This window comes from Streptomyces sp. AM 2-1-1, assembly GCF_029167645.1.
GTDB lineage: Bacteria > Actinomycetota > Actinomycetes > Streptomycetales > Streptomycetaceae > Streptomyces.
Genome location: NZ_CP119147.1, coordinates 1172705 through 1194880, shown reverse-complemented (window position 1 = coordinate 1194880; position 22176 = coordinate 1172705). Strand labels below are relative to the sequence as shown.

General features: G+C 72.6%; 11 protein-coding genes and 1 pseudogene. 8 read left to right on the top strand and 4 right to left on the bottom strand.

Features of this window, described 5'->3' with window-relative positions; genetic code table 11:
* Positions 1-269: 269 nt before the first annotated feature.
* Positions 270-1913: an acyl-CoA dehydrogenase family protein gene (locus PZB77_RS05060; protein ID WP_275491328.1), complete on the bottom strand. Its 1644-nt coding sequence runs from the start codon at positions 1911-1913 to the stop codon at positions 270-272.
* Positions 1914-1930: 17 nt separating this feature from the next.
* Here PZB77_RS05060 and PZB77_RS05055 point away from each other — a divergent pair, with 17 nt between their 5' ends.
* Positions 1931-3142 carry a YihY/virulence factor BrkB family protein gene (locus PZB77_RS05055; RefSeq protein WP_275491327.1) on the top strand — a complete coding sequence of 404 codons (1212 nt, stop codon included), beginning with the start codon at positions 1931-1933 and terminating at the stop codon, positions 3140-3142.
* A 43-nt stretch (positions 3143-3185) separates the two neighbouring features.
* Here PZB77_RS05055 and PZB77_RS05050 read toward each other — a convergent pair.
* Together PZB77_RS05050 and PZB77_RS05045 are read right to left on the bottom strand one after the other, a co-directional pair.
* A pseudogene (locus tag PZB77_RS05050) lies at positions 3186-3296 on the bottom strand (glyoxalase); the annotation flags it as partial.
* Between the two features lie 31 nt (positions 3297-3327).
* Positions 3328-4038 carry an HSP18 transcriptional regulator gene (locus PZB77_RS05045; RefSeq protein WP_275491326.1) on the bottom strand — a complete coding sequence of 237 codons (711 nt, stop codon included), beginning with the start codon at positions 4036-4038 and terminating at the stop codon, positions 3328-3330.
* Between the two features lie 129 nt (positions 4039-4167).
* On the opposite strand from PZB77_RS05045, the gene PZB77_RS05040 reads away from it, so the two are divergent.
* The 4 genes from PZB77_RS05040 (at position 4168) to PZB77_RS05025 (ending at position 7831) form a co-directional block, all read left to right on the top strand.
* Positions 4168-4602 (top strand): Hsp20/alpha crystallin family protein, encoded by a 435-nt coding sequence (locus tag PZB77_RS05040; RefSeq protein WP_275491325.1) that lies wholly within the window; start codon positions 4168-4170, stop codon positions 4600-4602.
* A gap of 252 nt (positions 4603-4854) precedes the next feature.
* On the top strand, positions 4855-5298 hold the full coding sequence (locus PZB77_RS05035) for a DUF2267 domain-containing protein (protein WP_275491324.1): 444 nt from the start codon (positions 4855-4857) through the stop codon (positions 5296-5298).
* A 223-nt stretch (positions 5299-5521) separates the two neighbouring features.
* Complete coding sequence (locus PZB77_RS05030) at positions 5522-6424, top strand: LysR family transcriptional regulator (protein ID WP_275491323.1); 903 nt, start codon at positions 5522-5524, stop codon at positions 6422-6424.
* A gap of 180 nt (positions 6425-6604) precedes the next feature.
* Positions 6605-7831 carry an acetyl-CoA C-acetyltransferase gene (locus PZB77_RS05025; protein WP_275491322.1) on the top strand — a complete coding sequence of 409 codons (1227 nt, stop codon included), beginning with the start codon at positions 6605-6607 and terminating at the stop codon, positions 7829-7831.
* A gap of 178 nt (positions 7832-8009) precedes the next feature.
* Here PZB77_RS05025 and PZB77_RS05020 read toward each other — a convergent pair whose 3' ends face one another.
* On the bottom strand, positions 8010-8696 hold the full coding sequence (locus tag PZB77_RS05020; protein ID WP_275491321.1) for a chaplin family protein: 687 nt from the start codon (positions 8694-8696) through the stop codon (positions 8010-8012).
* 1031 nt (positions 8697-9727) lie between these two features.
* Between PZB77_RS05020 and PZB77_RS05015 the strand changes: the two genes are divergently transcribed.
* The 3 genes from PZB77_RS05015 to PZB77_RS05005 are packed head-to-tail and all read left to right on the top strand — an operon-like array spanning position 9728 to position 21818.
* The gene (locus tag PZB77_RS05015) at positions 9728-11029 is read left to right on the top strand and encodes an MFS transporter (protein ID WP_275491320.1); all 1302 of its coding nucleotides are present in this window, start codon (positions 9728-9730) and stop codon (positions 11027-11029) included.
* Positions 11029-14415, top strand: coding sequence for a beta-ketoacyl synthase N-terminal-like domain-containing protein (locus PZB77_RS05010; RefSeq protein ID WP_275491319.1), 3387 nt, complete (start codon positions 11029-11031; stop codon positions 14413-14415). The genes PZB77_RS05015 and PZB77_RS05010 overlap by 1 nt, the downstream gene beginning before the upstream one ends.
* Positions 14412-21818: a MupA/Atu3671 family FMN-dependent luciferase-like monooxygenase gene (locus PZB77_RS05005; protein WP_275491318.1), complete on the top strand. Its 7407-nt coding sequence runs from the start codon at positions 14412-14414 to the stop codon at positions 21816-21818. Before PZB77_RS05010 ends, PZB77_RS05005 begins: the two co-directional genes overlap by 4 nt.
* Positions 21819-22176: the final 358 nt, after the last annotated feature.

Genomic DNA, 22176 nt, shown 5'->3' with positions numbered 1-22176 from the left:
GCCCCGGTCGGGGACCCGAGGTACTCATCCTGCCGTCGCGGCGGGCCCCTGCCGCCCCCGCGTACGCCCGCTTGCAACCCTTTGCAACTCTTGGCCAAGCCTCGGGCGAACGGTGAGACTGGCACCACACCGTTCGGCGTGGCTTCGCGCCGGCGCCGCTCGGTGCAGCACCGGCGGGGAGGGTGGTGCCGTGTCGGCGCAGCACCACCCTCCTTCGCTGCGCCCGGCCCCGTGACGCCTCCTGGGCCGGGGACGGGACGGCCCCGCGGTCAGGACGGGTCCACGACCGGCCGGGCCCGGGCGACGACGGACTTCAGACCGAGGGTGTGCGGCAGCGTCCCGAAGGCCGAACCCCAGTCACCGCCCAGCCGCGAGGCGCAGAAGGCGTCGGCGACCTCCGGCGGCGCCCAGCGCACCAGCAGCGAACCCTGGAGCACCAACGCCATCCGCTCGACGATCCGCCGGGCCCGTGCCTCCACCCCGTCCAGGTCGGCCAGGTCGGTCAGCAGATCCTTGATCGCCCCGTCCAGGCGGTGATCGGCGCCCCGCGCCTTCCCGACCTCCCGCAGCAACGCGTCCAGCGCCTTCGGCTCCCGCTGGAGCGCGCGCAGCGCGTCGAGCGCCTGCACATTGCCGGACCCCTCCCAGAGGGAGTTGAGCGGCGCCTCCCGCAGCAGCCGGGGCATCCCCGACTCCTCCACGTACCCGTTGCCGCCCAGGCACTCCAGCGCCTCGCCGACCACGGCGGTGCACCGCTTGGTCACCCAGTACTTCGCGGCCGGCACCGCCAGCCGCAGGAACGCCCGCTCCTCCTCGGTGTCCGCGTCGTACGCGGCGGCCAGCCGCATCCCCAGCACCGTCGCCGCCTCGGACTCCAGCGCGAGATCGGCGAGCACGTTGCGCATCAGCGGCTTCTCGACCAGCAGCCCGCCGAACGCGCTCCGGTGGCTGCTGTGGTGGACCGCCTGCGCCACCGCCTGCCGCATCAGCGCGGCGGAACCGACGACGCAGTCCAGGCGGGTCGCCGCGACCATCTCGATGATGGTGCGCACCCCCCGCCCCTCCTCGCCGACCCGGCGCCCCCACGTCCGGTCGAACTCGACCTCGGCCGACGCGTTGGACCTGTTGCCCAGCTTGTCCTTGAGCCGCTGGAGCGCGAACACGTTGCGGGTGTCGTCCGGCAGCACCCGCGGCACCAGGAAGCAGGTCAGCCCGCCCGGGGCCTGCGCCAGCACCAGGAAGCCGTCCGACATCGGAGCGGAGCAGAACCACTTGTGACCGGTGAGCAGGTACTCGCCCTCGGCGGCCAGCGGTTCGGCCCGGGTCGTGTTGGAGCGGACGTCCGTACCGCCCTGCTTCTCGGTCATCCCCATCCCGAAGAGGACGCCCGGCTTCTGCGCGGGGGACCGCAGCCCCTCCTCGTAGACGTGCGAGGTCAGCAGCGGCTCCCACACGGCGGCGAGCGCCGGATCGGTCCGCAGCGCGGGCACCGCGGCGTGCGTCATCGACAGCGGACAGCCGTGTCCCGCCTCGGCCTGCGTCCACACCAGGAAGCCGGCCGCCCGCCGCACGTGACCGCCCTCCCTGCCCCAGGCGTCGGTCAGCCCCGCGGTCACGGCGTGGCCCAGCAGCCGGTGCCAGGCCGGATGGAACTCGACCTCGTCGATACGGTGTCCGTATCGGTCGTGCGTGCGCAGTTTCGGTGGATTCTCGTTCGCCTGCGCCCCCCACTCCCGCGCCTGGGCCGATCCGGCCGCCTGTCCGAGCGTGGTCAACTCCTGCCGGGCCTCCGCCAGGACCCCGGGGGCGAGATGTCGCTCCACCGCCTCGGACAGGGCGCGGTCCGCGCCGAACACGTCGTAGCCGACCAGCGGCGGTACCTGATTGGTCACTGTGTGGGTGGTGGCTGCCATGCCGTTACGGTAAGGAGGTGCAGGCAGCAAAGGAAACACCCGAGCGGAGATCGAGCCGGCTCCACCGCGCCCGAGTTCTCTACCGCAACGTCTCCAAGCGGCAGATGGCGTGGCATCTGCTCAAGGACACCGTCAACTCGTGCATGGAGTACCGCATCCTCGGGCTCGCGGCCGAGGCGGCGTTCTTCACCCTGCTGTCCCTGCCGCCCCTGCTGCTCGGCCTGATCGGTCTCCTCGGCTACGTCGACGAGTGGACCTCCACCGCCACGGTCGCCTCCATCGAGCACAACATCCTCGACGCCGCGCAGGCGGTCCTCTCCCAGCGTGGGGTCAACGACTTCGCCAAGCCGCTCCTGGACGACATCACCAACGGGGCGCGCCCCGACGTCATCTCCATCGGCTTCGCCATCGCCCTGTGGTCCGGCTCCCGCGCGGTCAACGTCTTCGTCGAGACCATCACCGTCATGTACGGCCTCGACGGCCAGCGCGGCATCGTCAAGACCCGCCTGCTCGCCTTCCTGCTGTACGTCGTCGCCCTGCTGCTGGGGGCCGTCGTGCTGCCCCTGCTGGTGGCCGGACCCGACCGGGTGGTCGAGTTCGTTCCCTGGGGCACCGAGGTCCTCGCCGTCCTCTACTGGCCGTTGGTCATCCTGCTCACCATCGCCTTCCTGACCACCCTCTACCACGTCTCCGTTCCCGTGCGGTCGCCGTGGATGGAGGACGTGCCGGGCGCGCTGGTGGCTCTGGCGATGTGGGTGATCGGCAGCTTCGTCCTGCGGTTCTACCTGACCAGCACCGTCGAGGGCCCGACGATCTACGGATCGCTCGCCGCACCCATCGCCGTCCTCCTGTGGATCGGAGTCTCCGCCTTCGCGGTGCTCGTCGGCGCCGCGGTCAACGCCGCCATCGACCGGGTGTGGCCGTCGCTGGCGACGGCCGCCGCCCGTGAGGCCAACGATCTCGCCCGCGCCGCGCAGGCCGCCGAGTTCGTCGCCCGGACCCGGCCCTCGGCCTGGGCGATGTACGCGGACGACGAGGACGGCGCCGACGAGGGCGGCGACATGCCCTCCGAGTACCCGGAACGCTGGTCCCGCTTCCTGCCCCCGGACGACCTGAGGTCCCGGCTGCACGCGGCCCGCGACAAGGAGGCGAAGAAGCCGGAGGAGCACAGGGACGCCGCCGACGGGCCGGTCGGCGGATCCACCTGGAAGCCGGGACCCCCCGAGTAGGACGGGTTTCCCCGACCCGGGGGCCCGGGGCGGTACGCGCCGGTCAGGCCGCGTCGCCGAAGGGCTGCACGCCGCACCCGTCCGGGTCCAGGACGATGGCGTAGCGCCGGCCCCGCACCGCTTCCCACGGCTCCTTGTCCCCCCGGTGTCCGGCGGCCTCTCGGCGGCGCGCGGTACTCGGTGCGTCAGGCGTCGCGCTGGTGACGGGTGTCACGGCGGAGGCGCTCGGTGTGCTCGGTCAGGGCGTCGATGCGTGCGGCGAGGTCGGTGTCCCGGGCCCCCAGGTGAGGGCGGGAGTCGGCCAGCGGGCGGATGAGCCGGGCGGGGTCGGAGTGCGCGAGGGCCCGGTTCAGTTCGTCGACGGCGTCCGCGGCCCCTTCGGGCAGCCCGGTCAGCGCGGTGACCCGGCCGGCGAGACGACGGAGGTCGGCCGCGTGGTCGCGGGCCCAGACGGTGACGGTGCGGTCCGCGGCCCGGGTGGTACGGGTGGCCTGGACGCGCTGTTCGCCGGTGCTGCCGGCCTTGCCGGGGCGCTGGCGCAGGTAACGGCGCTCGGCGGCCTGCCGGCTGGCCACCCCGAGCGGTCCGGCGAGATCGGCCCAGCTCGCTCCCTGGTCGCGCGCCGTCTCGATCAGCCCGCTCTCCCAACCGGCGAGCTGCTCCCGGACTTCGCGCAGCATCAGCAGAGCGGCGAGAGCGGGGTGGGGACCCGAGCCGGCCGGCGGAACCTGGGCCCGGTCGGCCGCCGCGTCTCCCGGTCCGCCGTTCGCCCCGCGCCCCGCCGCGGAGGGGTCCCGTGCGTCCTTGACGGCGCGGTCGATGGCCTCCAGCGCCGCGGCGGCGGCCAGGAACGGGACGGGGAGGTCCGGCTCGGCGGTGCCGTGAGCGTCGTCCATGGCAGTCTCCTGACGTCTGTCACCCTATGGATGACATCCTGCTTGTCATCGTTTCGATGACATGCTACAACGGAAGCACCTGGAAGCGCATTGGCAGTTCCTGCCTGAGCCAACTGGAGGTGTTTCGCGATGTTGATGCGCACTGACCCGTTCCGCGAGATGGACCGCATCGTCCAGCAGCTGTCCGGCACCTCGGGAACCTGGTCGAAGCCGTCCGTGATGCCGATGGACGCCTACCGACAGGGCGACACCTACGTGATCGCCCTCGACCTCCCCGGAGTGCCCGCCGAGGCGATCGATGTCGACGTCGAGCGCAACATGCTGACCGTGAAGGCCGAGCGACGGCCCGCGGAGCGGTCCGAGGGTGTCCAGATGGAGCTCTGCGAGCGGCCCCTCGGCGTCTTCTCCCGCCAGATCATGCTGGCCGACACCCTCGACACCGAGCACATCGAAGCCGACTACGACGCAGGTGTCCTGACCCTGCGGATTCCGATCGCCGAGCGCGCCAAGCCGCGCAAGATCACCATCGGCGGCCAGTCCGACCGCCGGGAGATCTCCGGCTGAACCGTCCGGCACCCCGTGGCGGAGGGCGGGACACACCTGTCCCCCCGGCCCCCGCCCTCCGCCCGGGACCACGCACCGCGGCGCCCCGCGCGTCCCGCGGAAGAGCCGATGGCCCGTCGGGTCGTCCCGCCACGCCCGCGTCCCGGACCTCCTCCGTCCCCGTGCTCGCCCCGGCCCCGTTCTCGCCACCCACCCGCCCACCCAGCCCTCGCCCCCGGCCCGGCCCTCTAACAGAAAGGCAAGCGCCGCACCATGCACGACCGACTCCGAGCCCACCCGACCGCTGTGGCCATGACGTTCGACCAGCTGCTCGAACGAGTCCGCGACGAGGGCGCGTACCCCACCGTCGAACGTGCGGAGGAAGTCGTCCACGCCGTTCTCGGCGCCCTCGGGCGCCAGATCCGCGGTGGCGAACGCGTCGATCTCGCGCAGTGCCTGCCCGTCGAGGCCGCGCTCACCCTGAGCGGTCAGGTCCCCGCCGGAGAGCCGCTCACCGGATGGAACTTCGTCGCGGACCTGGCGACCCGTACCGGCACCACCGCGGCCACGGCACGCTGGGACACCGGAGCCGTGCTCGCCGTCGTCGCCCGCCTCGCCGGGCCCGACCTCCTCGACCGGGTCATCCGCCGGCTCCCCGACGGATACGCCCTCCTGTTCGGACAGGCCGAACTGCGTCGCCCCCGCGCCGCCGCCTGACCACCGCGGACCGCCTCCCCCGCACCACGGAGCCACGGTCTCCCCGTCGCCGAAGCCGCGGAAACCCTGGGAGCGGACAGCGGGGCGCCTCGCCCGGCGCCCGCCCCTGCGGCGTACGGGACGGACCGTTGGAGAGCGGTACACCACCCGATTACTCTCGGAGCCGGAGACCGTCCGGCTCCGCGGACCCGGTCGGCCCGCTCGATCGAGAGGGGGAGACTCCGTGGAACTGCGTCATCTGGTCGGGTTCGTCGCGGTGGCCGAAGAGCTCCACTTCGGCCGCGCCGCCCGGCGGCTCCGGATGGCTCAGCCGCCCCTCAGCCAGCAGATCCGCCGGCTGGAGAAGGAGCTCGGCGTCCAGCTCTTCGAGCGCAGCACCCGCTCCGTGCGGCTGACCAGCGCGGGGGAGGCCTTCCTCGGCCCCGTACGGACAGCCCTGGCCGGACTCGACGCCGCGGCGGGGGTGGCCCGCGCCGCCGGGCGGGGCGAGTACGGCCGGGTCACCATCGGTTTCGCGGGGGCCTCCTCCCACGAGACCCTGCCCCGGCTCACCCGCGCCGTCCGGGCCGCCCACCCGGGCCTGGAGCTGGCCATGACCGGCCAGACCTATGCCGACGTCGCGCTGGCCAGGGTCGCGGACGGTTCGCTCGACCTCGGGTTCGTCCGGCTGCCGGCGGACAGGCCGGGCGTGGTCCACCGGGTGATCGGGGAGGAGGAGCTCCTCTGCGCTCTTCCTTCCGACCATGCGCTCGCGTCCCTGCCCGCCGTACCCCTCGGCGCCCTCGCGGACGAGCCGTTCGTCTCCTTCCCGGCCGACGCCGGCTCCACCGTCCGCGCCGCCATGGAACAGGCGTGCGCGGGGCACGGGTTCACCCCGCGCGTGGTGCAGGAAGCCCCCGACTCGTACACGATCATGGCGCTGGTCGCGGCCGGAGTGGGCGTGACCCTGACGGTGAGCTCCTGCGGCCACATCCAGCAGAACGGGCTCGTCCACCGGCCCCTCGCCGGACCTCCGGTCCGCCGTCGGACCGCGCTCGCCTGGCGCGAGGACAACCCCTCCGCCGCGCTGAGAGCGGTACTCGCCGTGGCCGAGGAGGCACTGCCGACACCGACCGCGAGCGATTAGGACGCCCTTCGTCTCAACCGCGGGCCATTTCGGTATTGGACCGACTCAGTCACCGGATGCGAGGGTCGTGGCGGGGGAGCGCACCGGGTTCCGCACCGCGCGGCCCACTGCGCGCCCCCGCGCCGTACGCCGCCCGGGCCGTGCGGCGTCCGGCTCGTACCCGTACCGAGAGGCCCCGCCGTGCCCGATCCCCAGGATGTCGTCGTCTGCGAACCGCTGCGCACCCCGATCGGCCGCTTCGGCGGCTCCTTCGCGCAGCAGACCCCCGCGGCACTCGCCGCCCGCGTCATCTCCGAGATCGTCGCGCGCACCGGCGTCGACCCGGACCGGATCGACGAAGTCATCCTCGGGCACGCCTACCCGACCTCCGAGGCCCCGGCCATCGGCCGGGTCGCCGCACTCGACGCGGGGCTCCCCGTCACCGTCACGGGGACACAGATCGACCGGCGCTGCGGTTCGGGTCTCCAGGCCGTCCTCGACGCGGCCATGCAGATCCGCGCGGGCTTCAGCGAGGTGGTGATCGCGGGCGGGGTCGACGTCATGAGCGCCGCCCCCTACTACACCCACGAAGGCCGCTGGGGCATCAAGGGGCCTGGTCTCCAGCTCCACGACGCCCTCGCGCGCGGCCGGGCCACCGCCGGCGGCCTCCACCACCCCGTCCCCGGCGGAATGATCGAGACGGCCGAGAACCTGCGCCGGACGTACGGCATCACGCGCGAGGACCAGGACGCGCTCGCGCTGCGCTCCCAGCAACGGGCCGCCCGCGCCGCCGCCGAGGGGCGGTACGACGCCGAGACCGTTCCCGTCACCGTCAGGACCCGCAAGGGCGAGCACACCGTCACCGCCGACGAGCACCCCCGGCCGGACACCACCGCCGAGCAACTGGCCGCGCTGCGACCGGTGAGGGGCGGGTCCGATCCGGAGGCGACGGTCACCGCGGGCAACGCCAGCGGCCAGAACGACGCGGCCGCCGCCTGCCTCGTCACCAGCGCGGCCACCGCCCGACGCCTGGGCCTGACCCCGCTGGTCCGGCTGGTCTCCTTCGCCCGCGCCGGGGTTCCAGCCTCGACGATGGGGATCGGCCCGGTCCCGGCCACGAGGACGGCTCTGGAGCGCGCCGGACTCACCCTCGCCGACCTCGACCTCATCGAGATCAACGAAGCCTTCGCCGCCCAGGTCCTCGCCTGCACCACCGAGTTGGGACTGGGCGCGACCGACCACGAACAGCGGATCAACGTGAACGGCTCCGGCATCTCCCTCGGCCACCCCGTCGGCGCCACCGGCGCCCGCATCCTCGCCACCCTCAGCCGGGAGATGCACCGCACCGGGGCCCGCTACGGCCTGGAGACCATGTGCATCGGCGGCGGCCAAGGGCTGGCCGCGGTCTTCGAGCGCGTCACCGGCTGACCGGCGCCACCGGAGGGAAGCGCGGATCCGGCATCCCGCGCGGTACGGGCCGGGCCCCGCTCCCTGATCCGACCCGAGCAATCGGAGCGCCCCCGGGCCGGGGAGCCCTCGACGACAGGAAGGTCCGGCGGACAGCGCAACACACGCTGTCCGCCGGACCTTCCGGTGTGACGTGAGATCAGTTACGGGCGTCCCGGGCGCGTCGCATCAGCAGCACACCGCCGAGCAGCATCGCGGCGCTCGTACCCGCGGCCAGGCCGGTGGTGGCCGCACCGGTCTCGGCCAGCTCCGGCGGAGCCGGCGCCACGGGCGTACCCGACGGCGGCTGGTCGGCCGGCGGCTGGTCGGCCGGGGGCTCCTCCGACGGCGGCTGGTCCGTGGGCGGCTGGTCCACCGGCGGCTGGTCGGTGGGCGGCTGGTTCACCGGGGGGTGGTCGACGGGAGGCTGGTCGACCGGCGGCTGGTCGACGGGGGGGTGGTCCACCGGGGGGTGGTCGACCGGCGGCTGGTCGACGGGAGGGTGGTCCACCGGGGGGTGGTCCACCGGGGGGTGGTCCACCGGGGGGTGGTCCACCGGCGGCTGGATCACCGGGGGTTGGTCCACCGGCGGTGCGTCGGGCGTGCTGGTGTTCGCGCAGGTGTTGCCGAACGCCGGGTTGAGCAGAGCGATGACGTTCACCGTGTTGCCGCACAGGTTGACCGGGACGTGCACGGGGACCTGGACCACGTTCCCGGAGGCGACGCCGGGGGAGCCGACGGCCGCACCGGACGCGCCGGCATCGGCGTACGCCTGCCCACCCGCGACGGACAGGAGCCCCGTTGCGGCGGCGATGAGCACCGTGTTTTTCTTCAGAACCTGTCGCATTTTCTGCTCTTCCTTGGAATTTCCGTATGCATGGACTCGCCCGAGGAATGGCCGGACGGGCGACACCGTGCGACCGGGGCCGGAGACCTTGGCGGACAGACGTCCCACGTGCGCGCTGGATAACAGCCCTAACGAAGCGGGCCCTTGATGGAAACTCGCAAAGGTCCGGATAAGTCCCAATCACTCGAACGGACTACCTGGGAGCTCGTCACGCGATCCCGTGGACAGTGGCTGCACAGCGACGGGCCCTCCGCCCGGCCGAACGGCACCTGGGACGGCGGCCCGCCGACGTACCGGCGCCCGTCCTCGCGAGGGAGCCGCCCACGCCTCGGGCCGGTGGTCCAGCGCGGCCCGAGAGCCTTTGCCGAGAAGGGCGCGGAGAGCCGGAGCGCCAGTAGAGCGGCTGCCGCGGCGCCCCGTCGGCGGCCAAGCTCCACCGGGCGCCGAGGGATGAGGCCGCTTCGCCGATGCGTGCACGACGCGCCGGGGGACGAGCCGTGGACGGACAACCGAACTGGCTGAATCCAGTCGTGTACGTCCCGCGAAGGTGACGTGCGAGTGGGGGAGACGGCTGCCCCGGGCGAGCGGTGCCGCGCGAGGAGCGCTCGCCCTGTCGCCGTCCTCCCCCGACCGAGCCGATGAGACGAGGCTCGGAGGGCTGATCCCGGGTCGTGGCTGGGCCGCGACGGGGGCCGACAGGGTGGTCCGGTTGCCGGGTCGACCCTACGACGGGCTGCGCGGGTTGGCGGCCCTCCGTCGCTCCGGTGCGTGCCGATCGGTCTTCCCGAGGACACCCGGGATCAACCACCGTTCAGGCAAACGGCCTTCACACCGATGGGCGGACCCCGGGGGAACCGCCCGCACCACCGTTCCGCATGCGGACCGTCCCCGGAACCACCGTCAACTCCTGGTGTGAAGCGAGCGACGGACGGGCAAGGCTTGACGGAGTTGGCAGGTACACAGGTGGCCAGACGGAGTCCGTGGGGGACACGGTGCGCCGGTTCTCTCTCGTCGACCAGGGAAAGGTGCGCATGAAGCATTTCCGGCTGCTCGTTCTCGGCAACGGAATATCCGCGTACGGCAGTTATCTCAACATGGTCGCGCTCAACGTGTTCGTCTACCACGTCACCGGGAGCGCCCTCGCCGCAGGACTCTTCATGGCGGTGCGGCTGGGCACGAGCGTCGGTGCCGGATTCTTCAGCGGCCACCTGGTCTCGACGTACGATCGCAAGCGCCTCATCGTCGGCGCCGACACCTGTCAGGCGCTGGCGCTCCTGGCCCTGCTGCTCGCACCGGAGACGGGCCGGGTCACCCTGCTCTACGGCTTGGCCGTGATCACGGGGGCCTGCTCGACCCTCTCCCAGGTGGCTCTGCGCAGCAGCATCCCGGAGATCGTCGGCCCCGATCTCCGTACCCGTGCCAACGGCCTCCTCGTCATCGGCCGTTCACTCGCCATGGTCGCGGGATTCTCGTCAGCCGGCATCGTGGTGGCGCAGCTCGGATACCGCACGGCGTTCGCGCTGGACGCCGCCACCTTCCTGGTTTCGGCGACGATCCTGCTCCTGCTGCCGATCCGTACGAGATCGGTTCCCGGCCACGCCGAGTCGCACGCGGACAAAGAGACGGAAAGAGGTGCGGGCGGGGCACCGGCCGCTCCGCCGTGGACGATCCGGATGCTGCTCACCTCCGCGCCGCTGCTGATGGCGATGATCGCGGTGCGGGCTGTCGACGGACTGGGATCGTCCTCCCACAACGTCGCGCTTCCGGTCTACTCCAGCCTGCTCGACCCGGATCATCCGGCCACCTTCATCAGCCAGTTCTGGGCGACCTGGGCGGTCGGCACCATCATCGCCCAGCAGGTGCTGGCCCGTTGGACCGGCCGTACCGGGCGCACGCCGGGCGAGCGGGCCTTCGCGCTCGGCGCCTGCGTCATGTCGGGAGCGTTCATCCTCGTGTTCAGCGGCCTGCCGACCGTACCCACACTCGTCATGGCGCTCGTCGCGGGCGCTGCGGACGGAGTCACCGAGGTCGTCTACGTGTCCCGGCTGCAGGACGTCCCCGACGAGCAGCGCGGCCGCCTCTTCGGGCTCTCCGCATCGACGGAGAACGCCGGGTTCGGTCTCGGGATGCTGGTCAGCGGGTCGCTGCTGGAGTCCTTCTCACCGTTCGGGGTGGTTGCCTCGCTGCACGGGCTGGCCATCGTCCTGTGCCTCGCACTGCTGGGGACGGTCATGGTGCGCCGTGCACCGGGCCCTGTGGCCGGACATGTCGACACGGGGCCCGGGAAGCGGCGCGAGAAGAGTGACGACCCGGTGACGGAGGGACGCGACTGATGGGCGCCGACGAGATGGACCCGCGCATCGCCGTGATCGGAACGGCCTTCCGTCTGCCGGGAGCGGACACGCCCGAGGAGCTCTGGCGCATCGTCCGCAACGGTGAGGACCGCATCACGCGCTTCTCGCGGAGCCGGCTGGCGGCCGCCGGTGTTCCGGAGGAGCTGTACGGGCGGGACGACTTCGTCGGCGCCTCCGGGATCCTGGACGACATCGCGGGATTCGACGCCAGGCACTTCGGGATGAGTGCCCGCGAGGCCCGTCTCACCGATCCCCAGCAGCGCATCTTCCTGGAGTGCGCGCAGCATGCCCTGGAGAACGCGGGGCGTCCTGACGAGCGGGACGGCACCCGCGTGGGGGTCTACGCCAGCACCGGCTACCACCTGTACAACATGCAGTCCTACCTGCTCAACAACGTTCTCCCGGAGGAGGATGTCACCGACTGGCTGGCGGGAATGCAGATCCTGGTGGGCAACTTCACCGACTTCAACGCCACCCGGGTCGCCTACCGCCTGGGCCTCACCGGCCCCGCCGTCAATGTGCAGACGGCCTGCTCCAGTTCGCTGGTGGGTGTTCATCTGGCAGCGCAGTCACTTCTGACGGGTGAGTGCGATGTCGCGCTGGCGGGAGCCGCCGCCATCCACGTGCCCCAAGTGCTCGGCTACCACTACGTGAAGGGTTCGATCCTCTCGAAGACCGGCCGGCTGCGGGCGTTCGACGCCGCGGCGAACGGAACGGTCGGCGGCACCGGGGTGGTGACCGTGGTGCTGAAGCGGCTCGACCGCGCCCTCGTGGACGGCGACACCGTGCACGGGGTGATCCGGGGCTGGGGCATCTGCAACGACGGCTCCGGAAAGAGGGCGTTCGCCGCGCCCAGCGCACAGGGCCAGCGGATCGCCGTCCGCCGGGCGCTGGACCACGCGGGTGTCGGCGCGGAGACCATCGGCTACCTGGAGACCCACGGCACCGGCACGCTGAAGGGCGATCCCATCGAACTGGAGGGTGCCGGTGCCGCGTACCGGGAGGACACGGCGCGCACCGGCTACTGCGCCCTCGGAGCGGTCAAGACCAACATCGGGCACCTCGACGTGGCGTCCGGTCTGGCAGGCCTGGTCAAGGCCCTGCTGGTGCTGAAGCACGGCGTCATCCCGCCGATCGGAGGCTTCGAAGAACCCAACCCCCTGCTCCGGCTGGACGACAGCCCGTTCTACGCGCCCCGGTCGCCCCAGCCGTGGCCGGAGACCGGAACCCCCCGCCGCGCGGGTCTGACCTCCCTCGGCATCGGCGGCACCAATGTGCACCTGATCCTGGAGGAGGCGCCCGAACCGGCTCCCCGCTCGGGCTCGGCCGCTCCGCCGGACGTGCTCCTGGTCTCCGCGACCTCCGAGGACGCCCTGGCGGACAACGCCCGCACGCTCCGCGACGAGTTGCGCCGGCGGACCGCGCTCTCCCCGGCCGATCTCGTCACCACCGCCGCGCTCGGCCGCTCCCACGGACGTCACCGGATTGCCGTCCGGGGCGCCACCCCGTCCGCACTCGCCGACTCCCTGGACGGGTGGCTCGCCGGTACCGCGTCCGCGGACACGGTCACCGGAACCGCATCCCGCGACGGTGAACAACCCGGAATCGTCCACCAGTTCACCGGACAGGGCGCCCTGTACCCGGGAGCGGCGGCAGATCTGTACGAGCGGTTCCCCGTGGTGCGCGAGGTGCTGGACCACTGTGAGAGGCTCCACCGCGAGCTCACCGGGGAACCGCTGCTCGCGGGGTTGCTCACCGACGGTCCTGTCCCGGGTGGCGGGGGCGGTGCGGAGGGCGGCGTCTGGCCGACCGGGACGGCCCAGCCCGCCCTGTACGCGTTGCAGTGCGCCCTGGTCCGGCTCTGGCAGGAGGCGGGCGTCGCCCCTGAGGCCGTGACCGGCCACAGCGTGGGTGAGTACGCGGCACTGTACGCGGCCGGGGCGCTGACCCTCGCGGACGGGCTGGAGCTCGTGACGGCCCGGGGGCGGCTGATGCGGCGGCTCTGCCCGCCCGGCGCGATGGTGGCCGCGGCCGTCGATCAGGAGTCCGCCGCCTCGCTCGTCGCCGCGGTGCCCGGTCTGGAGCTCGCCGTGACCAACGGGGAGCTCGCACGGGTGCTCGCGGGGCCCGTGGCGTCGGTGGACCGGGCATGCACCCTGCTCGACGGACGCGGCACCCCGTACGAACGGCTCGCGGTGGACCGGGCCTTCCACACCGCGCTGACGGAACCGATGCTCGATGAGTTCCGGGCACTGGCGGAGAAGATGCCCTTCGCCCCTCTCCGGATCCCCCTCATCAGCTCCCTGGACGGGCGGACCCGCGCACCGGGCTGGGTCCCGGACCCGGATCACCTGGTGCGCCACGCCCGCGAACCGGTCCGTTTCGACGAGGCCCTGCGCACCGTCGCCGGTCTGCGGCCCGACGTACTGCTGGAGATCGGGCCGCACAGCACGCTCAGCGGTCTCGCCCGACGGGCCCTGCCCGCGGTGCGGGCGGTCCCGTCCCTGCGGCGGGGCAGCGGGCTCGCCCCCCTCTGGGGCGCCGCGTCCGAACTCCACTGCGCGGGCGCGGACGTGCACTGGGAGTTGTTCCTGGCGGGCACCGGGGGGCGGCGGATCCCGCTGCCCGGTTACCGCTTCCAGCACCGACACCACTGGGCGGGGGCGCCACCCATGGCCCCGGGACCCGAAATACGAGTGAGAGAGGAAGCCATCGTGGCAGCGGACCAGGCAGACGCCGGGCACATACTCGACAGCATTCTGGGGGTGCTGTCGCAGAGCTTCGGAGAGGATCTCACCTCCGTGCCGGTCGACACCCCCTTCTTCGATCTCGGCGCGGACTCCCTGCTGATGATCAACGTCCTGCGTGAGCTGGAGCGGCAGCACCAGGTCAAGGTGACGATGAGGGAGCTGTTCGACGACACGGGGACACCCCGCCTGCTGGCGGAGCTGATCGCCGCGCGACTGCCCCGGGCGTCCGGAGCGGCTTCCGGGCCGCAGCGCACCGCCGAGGCAGCGGCCCCGGAACCGACCGCCCCCGCATCGCACGCGGTGCCCCCCGCAACCCCCGCCGCCGCACCGGTCCCGCTCGCGGTTCCGCCACAGCGCTCGGTCCCGCCCACCCTCGCCCCGCCCGCCCTCGAAGCTCCGACGGCGGTGCGGCCGCCGTCCCCCGCGGGAGTCGACCCGTCGAGTTCGGTCGCCCCTCCCGCCGGGTTCGTCACTCGGCAGGAGCTCGACGAGCTGGCCCGCCAGGTGCGGCAGATGTCCCAGATCCAGCTCCAGCTGATGACGCAACTGTCCCAGCTGCTCGCCGCGCAGAACGCCTCGGCGGTCGAACGGCTCGACGGTGAGGCGGTCCGATGAACGACGGGGGTAGATTCGCCCAGGATCTGGACCAGGATCTGGCCGTCATGGCCGGGCTGGCTGAGCGCATCGCCGAGCAGATGGGGGCACGGGTACCCGCCGCGGCGCCGGCGGAGCAGTCCCCGGCGCCGCCGCCGGTGGAACAGCCCCAGGCGCACGGCCCCCGCGTGGTGGTCGCCCCCGGCTCCGGCATGGTGGGCCGCACGGCCCCGCGCGGGCAGCAGGAACATCTGGACGAGCTGGTACGCCGCTACACCGCACGGACCGCTAGCTCCAAACGACTGGCTCAGAGCCACCGCAGGAGACTCGCCGACAGCAGGGCGGTCGTCGGCTTCCGCGGGTCGACCAAGGAGATGCTCTACCCGGTGGCCGCCCGGCGCGCGGAGGGTTCGCGGGTGGAGGACATCGACGGCAACAGCTATGTCGACATCACCATGGGCTTCGGTGTCCTGCTCTTCGGTCACGAGCCCGAGTTCGTCCGGGAGCCGGTGCGCGAGCACCTCTCCCGGGGCATCCGGCTCGGCCCCCGCAGCGTGGAGACCGGTGAGGCGGCGGAGCTGCTGACCGAGCTGACGGGGATGGACCGGGTGGCGTTCGCCAACTCCGGTACGGAGGCCAACGCGGCGGCGATCCGGCTGGCCCGCGCCGCCACCGGCCGCGACCGCATCGTCACCTTCCAGGGCGCCTACCACGGCCACGCGGACCAGGTGCTGGGGCGTTTCGCGGGTCGGGGCGGTGGCGCGGGGACCGTCCCCGTGTCCCGGGGCATCCCGCAGAGTGCCGTCGCCGAGCTGACGGTGCTGACCTACGGGAGCGAGGAGGCGCTGCAGGCGATCGAGCGGGACGCCGCACAGATCGCGGCGGTCATCATCGAGCCGGTGCAGAGCAGGAACCCCCTTCTCCAGCCGGTCGAGTTCGTGCGCAGACTGCGCGACCTGACGTCACGTCACGGAATCGTCCTGATGTTCGACGAAATGCTGACGGGGTTCCGCCCGGCGCTCCGGGGCGCGCAGGAGCTCTACGGCGTCGCTCCCGACCTCGCCACCTACGGCAAGCTGCTCGGCGGCGGATTCCCGATCGGCGCGGTCGCCGGCCGCTCCGACATCATGGACGGGGTCGACGGCGGGTACTGGAGCTACGGCGACACCAGCGGCCCACCGGCCGACACCACCTTCTTCGGCGGCACCTACCTCCAGCACCCGGTGTCGATGACCGCCGCACGTGCCGTCCTCACCCACCTCAAGGAGCGCAGTCCCCGGCTGCAGCAGCAGCTCAACGACCGCACCACCGAACTGGCCACGGGACTGAACACCTTCTTCGAGGAAGAGGAATTCCCCCTGCGGGTCGCCTGGTTCGGCTCGCAGTTCCGCTTCGAGCACCGCGCCGACATGGAGTTGCTGTATTACCACCTGATGCTGCGAGGCGTGCACGTCTGGGAGTGGCGCAACTTCTTCCTCTCGACCGCCCACTCCGACAGCGACATCGAGCACGTGGCGCACGCCGTCCGCGAGTCGCTCCGGGAACTGCGCAGGGCCGGCTTCTTCCCGGCCGCCCGTCCTCCGGCCCCCGCACCGAGGCCCGCCCGCCAAGCCACCGGGGTCCCCGCCCCCGGCACCCCGTCCGTACCGGCTCCCGCCTCCGCGCCTGTACGGGAGCCGGCAGCCGAGCCGGTGCGTGAGCCGGCGCGAGGAACCGCCGTCCGCACGGCCGACTTCAGCCTGTACTTCTTCGGCGACTACCCCCGGGAACCATCGGACACCGAGGGCGGACGGTACGAACTGCTGATGGAGGCGGCCCGGTTCGCCGACGAACACGGCTTCCAGGCGCTGTGGATGCCCGAGCGGCACTTCGACTCGTTCGGCGGCCTCTTCCCCAACCCCGCCGTGCTGGCTGCCGCATTGTCCCGGGAGACGCGGCGTATCCGTCTCAACGCCGGATCGGTGGTGCTCCCGCTGCACGACCCGGTCCGGGTGGCAGAGGAATGGTCCATGGCGGACAACCTCTCCGGGGGACGCGTCGGACTCGGTGTGGCGAGTGGATGGAACGCCAACGACTTCGTCTTCTTCCCCGACCGCTTCGGGCGCCACAAACAGGAGATGTACGAACAGGTGGAGCAGGTACGGCGCCTCTGGCGGGGCGAGGCGGTGCGCCGTACCACCGGGGACGGGGTGCGCGAGATCCGGCTCTTCCCGAAGCCCGTGCAGGACATGCCACCGCTCTACACGGCAGTGGTGGGCAACCCGGAGTCGTACGAACTCGCGGCCCGGCACGATCTGGGCGTGGTCACCAACCTGATGACCCAGAGCGTCGAACAGCTCCGGGAGAACGTGGACCTGTACCGCCGGGCCCGTGCGCGCCACGGATTCGACCCCGACGCGGGGCGGGTCGCCGTACTGCTCCACACGTACCTCGCGGAAGACCACGAGAGCGCCCGTACCGGGGCCTTCGAGCCGATGTCCCGCTACATGCGGGCCTCCCTCTCCCTGTTCAGCGGGGTCAGCAACAGCCTGGGCATGACCGCCGACCTGGCGGCGCTCAGCGAGGACGACCTCGACGTCGTCTTCCGCCGCGCCTACGGCCGCTACTGCGACCAGCGCGCCCTGATCGGCAGCGTGGACAGCGTCCTGCCGGTGGTCGAGGCGGTGACCGGAGCGGGCGCCGACGAGATCGTCGCGCTGGTCGACTTCGGCGTCACAGCGGATCAGCTGCGCGCCGGTCTTCCCCGCCTGGACGACCTGAGGCGACGGCACCGCGAGTCGCCCACGGCCCGGACGCGGACACAGGAGCGGGCGCCGGCACCGGAGCGGGCGCCGGCGCGGGGAGAGGAGGATCTGCCCGGCACCGTGCTCTCCCCGGGCCAGGAGCGGATCTGGTTCCTGGAGCGCCTGCTCCCCGGGCGCACCGCCTACAACGAGGTCAAGGCGATCCGGCTGCGAGGTCCGCTCGACACCGGCGCGCTCCGCGCCGCCCTGCGTGGTCTGGTCGTCCGTCACGAAGGGCTGCGCACCGTCTTCAGGGCGGAGGGCGATTCGGCCGTCCAGGTGGTACTGCCCGTGGCGGAACCCGACTTCGCTGTGGTGGACGGTATCGCCGGCACCGAGTCCGCCGTCCGGGAGGTGCTGACGGCGGAGAGCACCCGTCGCTTCGATCTGGAGCACGGACCGCTCTTCGTGAGCAGACTCGTCCGTACCGGCGGCGACGAGCACGTGCTGATCCTCTCCTTCCACCACATCGTCGTCGACGCCGCCTCTGCCACCGTGCTGAGCCGCGACCTCTCCGCCCTGTACCGCGCGGAGCGCGACGGCACGCGAGCCGGTCTTCCCGTCCTCACGTGGAGTTACGCCCTGCACGCCCAGGAGCAGCGCGCCGCGGCGGACGGGCCGGACACGGCGAAGGACCTGGACCACTGGCTGACCACGCTCGGTGGTGAGCTGCCGGTGCTCGAACTGCCCACCGACCGGCCCCGTCCCCCGGAGATGACCTCCGAAGGACGCGCCGTCTTCCGCTCACTCGACCCCGTACTGTCACAGAACGCGAGGAAGCTGGGGCGCGGTCACCGCGCCACCCTCTTCATGACCCTCCTCGCCGGCTGGGCGGCCATGCTGAGGCAGGTCACCGGGCAGGAGGACATCGTCATCGGCGTCCCGGTGTCGGACCGTCCGCAACGCGCGGAGGACCTGGTGGGCTTCTTCGTGAACACCCTCGCCGTGCGGGTGGACCTCACGGGCGACCCGGACTTCGCGACTCTCCTGGACCGGGTCCGCTCGGTCGCTCTGGACGCCTACGACCACGCGGGTGTGCCGTTCGAGAGGGTGGTGCGCGCGCTCGCCCCTCCGCGCAGAACGGACCGGACCCCGGTGTTCCAGGTGTGCGCCGAGTTCCAGTCGGCCGAGCCGTTCCGGTTCGATCTCCCGGGAATCGAGGCCGTCCCGCTGGACGCGGGCCCGGACAAGTCCCTGACCGACCTGACGGTCTACTTCACCGACACGCCGGAGGGCGTGCGCTGTCATCTGGAATACAACTCCGACCTGTTCGACGCGGGCACCGTCGAGCGGTTCTTCCTCACCTTCCGCGATCTGCTGACCGCCGGGACGGAGGCCCCCTCCACCCCGCTGTCCCTCCTCACCCGCGCGGTGGCCGAGGGGGACGACGTGCCGGAGAGCTGGGAGAAGGGCCCGGAGCGGACTGTGGCGGACACCACCGTCCACGCCTGGATCACCCGGCGCGCGGCGCGACGCCCCGAGCACCCGGCCGTGGTGGCCGGGGACACCGTGCTCACGTACCGCGAACTGGAGGAACGCGCCGACCGGCTCGCCGCCGTGCTCCGCGAGCGGTCGGGGGAGGGCCGGCCCGACGAGGTGGTGGCCGTGTGGCTGCCCAGATCGGCGGAGTCCGTCGTGGCGCAGCTCGCCGTCCTGAAGACGGGACACGCCTTCGTGCCACTGGACCCGTCCCTCGGCGCGGTCCGCGCGTCCCAGGTCATCGCCGAGAGCGGAGCCCGCACGGTGATCAGCGACCGCAGCGGGGCCGTCGGCCTCAGGCTGTCCGACGCGGTGACCGTGGTGCCGCCCGACCCGGCCCCGGTGAGCGTCGGCGGCACGGTCGGCACGGTCGGCCCGGTGGTCGGGGACTCGCCGTTCTGTGTCATCTACACCTCGGGCAGCACCGGGGCCCCGAAGGGCGTCGTCCTCACCCATCGCTCCCTCGTCGACACCTGCCAGTGGCACCACGCGCGATTCGCCTTCACCGGCGAGGACCGCAGCGCCGCCGTGTGCGGCCAGAGCTTCGACGCCTCGCTCCTGGAGATCTGGCCCGCCCTGACGGCGGGCGGCACCGTCGTCATCGCCGGTGAGGACGTCCGCAAGGACCCGCTCGCGCTCGCCCGGTGGTACGCGGACCAGGGCATCGCCTTCAGCATCGTGCCCACGGCGCTGGGCCACGAGGTGCTGCGCCTGCCGGCGGCCGACCAGCCGCCGTTGCGTCATCTCGTTCTGGGCGGGGAGCAGATGCGTACCCGTCCCCGGCCCGAAGCGCCCTATGAGGCGGTGAACGTCTACGGTCCGACCGAGGCGACCGTCCTGTGCGTCAGCGAGACGGTCGCACCCGGCTCCAGCGCGTCACCGGCTCCAGGGGACGGGGCGTGCCGGGGCGAGGACGTGATCGCGATCGGCCGCCCGGTCGACAACGTGCGCCTGCGGGTGGTGGACGAGTTCGACAAGCCGGTCCCCGTCGGTGCGACGGGGGAGCTCCAGGTGGGCGGGCCGGGGGTGGGCAGGGGCTATCTGCACCGGCCCGACCTCACCCGGGAGAGATTCGTGGCGGACCCGGAGGCCGGCCCGGGCGCGCGCCGCTACCGTACGGGCGATCTGGTGCGCTGGACCCCCGAGGGGAAGCTCGTCTTCGTGGGCCGCACCGACGACCAGGTGAAGATCCGCGGGTTCCGGGTCGAGCCCGAGGAGGTCGCCCGGGTACTGAGTGGCCTGGAGGGCGTCGGCCGGGCAGCCGTCCTCGGAACCCGGCGGGAGAACGGCGAGGTGTACCTGGCCGCCCACGTGGTTCCGGCCGCGCCCCTGGACGCCGCCCCCGGGGCGGAGCGTGCCTACGCCGGGCGGCTGGCCGGAGAACTGGCACGCAGGCTGCCGGAGTACATGGTGCCGCGTGCCTGGCAGGTCCTCTCCGGCTTCCCGCTGACCGCCAACGGGAAGCTCGACCGGGCCCAACTGCCGCCGGCCGACCTCGTCCTCCCGGCGGCTGCGGTCGCAGCCCCCGCCCTCGCCTCGCCGCAGCCGGAACCGGGCAGCCGTCCCGACCGCAGGAGCAGGCCCACGGGGGACGGCCTCCTGCCCGGGGACCTCCGGCCCGGGGCCGACCGGTTGCGGGAGATCTGGGCCGCCGAGATCGGCATCGCTCCCGAGGACGCATCCCCGGACGTCTCGCTGTTCGACCAGGGCGGCCACTCGATCACCGCGATGCGGCTGGTCAATCGGATCAGGGAGGAGTGGGGCACCGAATACCCGCTCTCCCGTCTCTACCAGGAACCCACGCTGAGAGCCGTGAACGAACTCCTCTTCGGCAGCGCGCCGAGGAAGGTCCTCAGGCGGGGCCCGGTCACCGACCAGCAGGCGCGGTTCGCGCTCCAGCACCTCCGCCACGCGCGACCACAGGTGTTCAACGTGGCGCTGCGGATCGACTTCACCGGACCACTGGACCCCGGTGCGGTGCGCGCCGCGGTGCAGCAGTTGACCGAACGCCATGAGTCACTGCGTACGAGGATCGTCGCCGAGGAAGGCGGGTCGTGGCGGCAGGAGGTGCTCGAACCCCGTCCCGTGGAGATGCCGGTCGAGGACCTCACGTCGAAGCCGGAGCCGGAGCCGGAGCGGGAGGAGGAGGTGCGGCGACGTGCTCAGGAGGCGGCCGAAACGCCTCACGACCCCTTCGCCGGGGACGTGCTGTCCGTCCGTCTGCTGCACGTCGGCGCCGAGAAGTGGACGCTCCTCCTGGTGCTGCACCACTGCGCGTGCGACGGGTGGGCCGTGACGGTGCTTCTGAAGGAGTTCGCCGCGCTCTACCACGCGGCCGCCTCCGGGACGGCCCACTGCCTGCCGGCCGACGTGCCGCAGCAAGTGGAGTACGCGCACTGGCGGGCGGCCCACCAGGAGAAGACCGGCCCCCGGCGGATCGACTACTGGGTGGAGGAGCTCGACGGCGCACCCTTCACCCTCGACCTGCCGCTCGACCGGCCGAGGCCCGAGAAGCTCAGTGGCCGGGGCGGTGTCGTCAGCTTCACCGTGCCCGCCGAGGTGCGGGAGGGTGTGGAGAGACTGGCCGCACGTCGCCGAACCACACCGTTCGTGGTCACGGCGGCGGCCCTCGGCCGGATGCTGGCGACCAGGGCGGGACAGCCGGACGTACTGATGAACATCTCGTACGCGGCCAGGGAGACCAGGGAATCCGAGTCCCTGGTGGCGTGCACGGCCACCGGATTCGCCCTGCGGGTACGTGAGGCGGCGAACGGTTCCTTCGCCTCGCTGACGGACCAGGTGTCCCGGTCCGTCGTGCGCGGCATGGAGCACGCCATGCCGCCGAGGCTGGTCGCGCCGGCGATGCGGGAACGCAAGGGCACCGAGATCCCGGACGCGCTGGCCGTGGGCCTCGCGTACGAGAGTTCGCTGGACACCGGCGTCGAACTGCCCGGACTGACCACCACCGTGCGGGAGATCGCCCCGGCCGCCTCCCGGGGGGAGCTCATCGTGGTGCTGACCCCCACTCCGCAGGCGCTGCGGGGAGACGTGGAGTACTCGGCCGATCTGTGGGACCGCGAGACCATCGAGGAATGGACCCGCGAGTACGTGACGGTGCTGCGGGACGAGGTGCGGGAGGCGCTCGGCGCGGACGAGGGGTGACCGGCGTCCCCGGGGTCGCCTCCGGGTCGGGCCCGCGGCGCCTTCCGGCGGCCGTGGGCCCGACCCGTACCTCCGCTGCCTTCCGGCCGGAAGTCTTCGTGCGCACGCGGAGTGCGCCCTCGTGCCCGTCGGCTCCGCTCCTCGGCCCCGCCTCTTGCCGGTCCGGCGGCATCCCGATCCGCCGAGCACGGGCGGGGCCCTACCCGTGCTCGTACACGCGCTCGGGAGCCCACTCGGACGGGGGGATGGCCCTGGCGTTTCCCCACGTGGCGCAGAGGAGTGCGCGGCAATCGGGTGAACGCGGAGAACCAAACCGCGAACGCCGAGTTGATCAGTGCGCTCCTGTACGGGGCAACGA